This is a genomic window from Streptantibioticus rubrisoli (assembly GCF_024436055.1).
Classification (GTDB): domain Bacteria; phylum Actinomycetota; class Actinomycetes; order Streptomycetales; family Streptomycetaceae; genus Streptantibioticus_A; species Streptantibioticus_A rubrisoli.
The window spans coordinates 1-3,409 of the sequence record NZ_JANFNH010000095.1; the positions used below are offsets into that span (position 1 = coordinate 1).

Below are 3,409 nucleotides of genomic sequence, written 5' to 3' on the forward strand. Positions count from 1 at the left end.
GGAAAGGCTCCACCCACCCAGCCGCAGCGCGGCGAGAGCGAACCCCCCACCTAGGGGGCGAGGGCGGCGCACAACGCCTCAAGCGCGGCGGAGAACGCGTGGTCGGGGGGTGTGCCGTAACCCACACCACGAGCGCTCCGCGCTCACCCGTACCGCCGTACATGTGCATTCCGGTCACCGCCAACCCCAACCGCGCGGCGCGCTCGATGAGTTCGCCCTCCGACGGGTAGCCGTCGGGGAGTTCGACGACCACGTGCATTCCGGCGGCGATGCCGGAGACCCGTACTCCCGGCGCCCGCGTCGCAAGTGCGGAAACCAGGCGGTCCCGGCGCAGCCGGTACCGCGACCGCATACGGCGTACATGCCGGTCATACGCGCCGCCGACGATCAGTTCCGCCAGCGCCAACTGGTCGACGACCGGCGACTGCCGGTCGGCGAACCGCTTCTGCCGTACCAGTGGCTCCATCAGCCGCTCAGGCAACACCAGCCACGCCAGCCGAATACCGGGCGCCAGGCTCTTGCTCGCGGTCCCGGCGTAGACGACATTGGCCGGATCCAGTCCCTGAAGCGCACCGACCGGCTGCCGGTCGTAGCGGAACTCTCCGTCGTAGTCGTCCTCGATCACCACGCCACCGGTGGCATGCGCCCACTCCACCGCCGCCGTACGGCGCTCCGGCGAGAGTGCCACTCCGGAGGGGAACTGGTGCGCTGGCGTGAGCAGTACCGCGTCCGCGCCGACATCGGCGAGCGAACCGATGTCGGCTCCGTACTCGTCCACCGGCAGGTCGGTGGTGGCCAGACCGGACTCCCGCAGCACGGTCCGGGTGTCGGAGAACCCCAGCGCCTCCACCGCGATCCGCTGACCGCCGCGTTCCGCCAGCACCCGGCCCAGCAGGCCGATGGCCTGTACATATCCCGTGCAGACCAGGATCAGGTCGGGGTTCGCCCGTACCCCGCGCACCCGGGACAGGTACTCCGCGAGCGCCTCCCGCAACTCCACCCGGCCGCGCGGATCGGTGTAGCCGAAGGCGTCGTGCGGTGCCTTGGCCATCGCCTGCCGGGTGGCGGCGACCCACGCGGTGCGCGGGAACGACGACAGGTCGGGCTTGCCCGGCCGCAGGTCGTACGGCAGATGGGTACCGGCGGCCTGATCCGGGAACGCCAGCGCGACCGATGTCGACACCGGCTGCTGCGGTCGGGCGCCGGGCGCCACCCGGGTGCCGGAGCCCTGACGTGCCGTCAACCACCCTTCGGCGACGAGTTGGCCGTACGCTTCGGCGACGGTGTTGCGCGCCAGGCCGAGGTCCCGGGCGAGGGCTCTGGACGACGGCAGTCTGGTGCCCGGCGCGAGGCGGCCGTCGCGTACCGCGTCGCGCAGCGCCGTCTCCAGGCCGCTGCGCAGCCCGGCGCCGGAGCTGAGCTCCAGATGCAGGTCAAGTCCATGGCCGGAGCTGCCGTTCTTCCTGTCACACCGGTCGTCACCGTGGGGTTCATTGGCCCGTTCGAACACAGCGCAAGTGGACCATGCGTGCGTACCAGTGCGCACCTACGGTGGATGACATGACGACAAGGACGAACACGGGGGAAGCACTGGTTCCGGCCCCCACCCAGCGGATCGCGCTGGCGAAGCTGATGCCCGCGTTCCACAAGGCGATGATCGAGCTCGACCGCGCGGCGTCGGACGGGCTGGACCCGGACGTCAGGGAACTGATCAAGATCCGCGCCTCGCAGCTCAACGGCTGTGCGTACTGCCTCGACATGCACACGCGTGACGCGCGGAGCCGGGGGATGTCGGAGCAGAAGGTGATCGGCGTCGCGGTCTGGCGGGAGACCCCGTTCTTCACCGCCCGCGAGCGGGCGGCCCTCGCGCTGACGGAGGCCATCACGCACCTCGGCGAGCACGGTGTCCCGGACGAGGTCTTCGACGAGGCGGCGAAGGTCTTCGACGAGCAGGAGCTGAGTCGGGTGATGGGGATGGCCATCGCCATCAACGCCTGGAACCGCATCGGCGTGGCGTCCCGGATGTCCCCGGCTCATCGGCACGGCTGAGCAGGCAGGTCGGGTGAAGTTCACTGCGGTTCGGTAGCGATCCGAAGGGGCGCGGGGCTGTGTTCATGTGCGGCTCCGCCGCGTGGGCGCGACCAGCCACGCCGTTGCGCAGCCGATCGACGGCACATCTTCGGCAATTCCAGCGAAGCGCCTAGGCGCCTGGTACGGGGGTTCGGGCGCCATCTGCCCCGCCGCGTCGCGGCGGGGCATCGGCATGGTTGCTGTTGGTAGCGGTGTGGGTTCGTCCTCAGGGTTCCGTGCTCAGGACTCCGCGCTGATCTTCGGCGTCGATGTGTCGGCCGCCGGTTCCGCTCCGCCCTCGCCGAAGCGGGCCAGGGCCAGCGCGCCCAGTACCGCCAGGGCGTAGCCCGCGACGGCCATGCCGCCCAAGCCCTCTCGGGTGCGGTCGCCCAACGCGATCACGCCGACCAGGGCCGGGCCGATCGTCTCGCCGATCACCATGCCCGCCGTCGCCACCGTCACCGAACCGCGCTGGAGCGCGGTGGTCAGCAGCATGAACGCGGAGGCTCCGCCGACCAGTACCGCGTAGGTCGCCGGGTTCTTGAGGATGTCCATGACGTTGAAGTCCGGGATCAGCCGTACCGCCACGGTCACCACGCCGAAGCCGAGGCCCGCGCCGAGGCCCAGCGCGGCGGCCCGAACACGTTCCGGGAGCCATCCGGCGGCCAGGCCCGCCAGAAGGACGAGCACCGCGGCGCCCAGTACCCCCCAGCGCAGTTCCGGGCCGCCGGAGGTGTGGCCCTCCGCGCCGGAGGCGGCGCCGAGCAGGCCGAGGCCGAGGCACACGGTGGCGACGGCGCCCCACTCCGCCTTGCCCAGGCGTGCCTTCAGCAGCCATGAGGCGACCACGGCGGTCACCGCGAGGCTCGCGGCCAGCGCGGCGCCGACCGCGTAGATCGGCACGGTGCGCAGCGCGACGAGCTCCAGCCCGAACCCCGCGCCGTCCAGCGCCAGCCCGAGCACGTACCACCACTGCCGCACCGCGCGCACGAGCAGCCGGGGGTCCACCCCCGCCGAGTCCTCCCCGGAAGCCGCCCGCCGCGCCGCGACGGCCTGGAAGACGGAGGCGGTACCGAAACAGAGGGCGGAGCCCAGCGCACACAACAATCCCAGAAGCACGGGGTGACTCTACGTCCCGCCGCCCGGTCCGCCGGTCGGCGGTGGCTTGGTGGGGGCTGGGTGGGAGCTCGGCGGTGGCTCGGTGGGGCCTCTGCCCTCGCCGGTGCGGGGGGTGGGTTGCGCGGGTGGTGCGGGGTTCGGGCCAGGGCGGTAACAGGTTTGTCGGGCTGCGGTAACACCTTTCCGCCGGGTGGGGGTGGGTGATCGCGGGGGTTGGGGA

2 protein-coding genes and 1 pseudogene are annotated in these 3,409 nt (G+C 71.9%); 1 reads left to right on the plus strand and 2 read right to left on the minus strand.

The window, feature by feature from the left end; genetic code table 11:
- Window positions 1-50: 50 nt before the first annotated feature.
- Window positions 51-1,432: pseudogene (pdxR, locus tag NON19_RS32960) on the minus strand (MocR-like pyridoxine biosynthesis transcription factor PdxR).
- A 128-nt stretch (window positions 1,433-1,560) separates the two neighbouring features.
- Between pdxR and NON19_RS32965 the strand changes: the two are divergent.
- Window positions 1,561-2,049 carry a carboxymuconolactone decarboxylase family protein gene (locus NON19_RS32965; protein WP_255932954.1) on the plus strand — a complete coding sequence of 163 codons (489 nt, stop codon included), beginning with the start codon at window positions 1,561-1,563 and terminating at the stop codon, window positions 2,047-2,049.
- A gap of 261 nt (window positions 2,050-2,310) precedes the next feature.
- Here NON19_RS32965 and NON19_RS32970 read toward each other — a convergent pair whose 3' ends face one another.
- Window positions 2,311-3,189 carry a DMT family protein gene (locus tag NON19_RS32970; protein WP_255932955.1) on the minus strand — a complete coding sequence of 293 codons (879 nt, stop codon included), beginning with the start codon at window positions 3,187-3,189 and terminating at the stop codon, window positions 2,311-2,313.
- Window positions 3,190-3,409 lie beyond the last annotated feature (220 nt).

Bases quoted from the DNA above. Each gene is read 5' to 3' on its own strand.
- NON19_RS32965 (WP_255932954.1), top strand. From the start codon at position 1,561: ATGACGACAAGGACGAACACGGGGGAAGCACTGGTTCCGGCCCCCACC.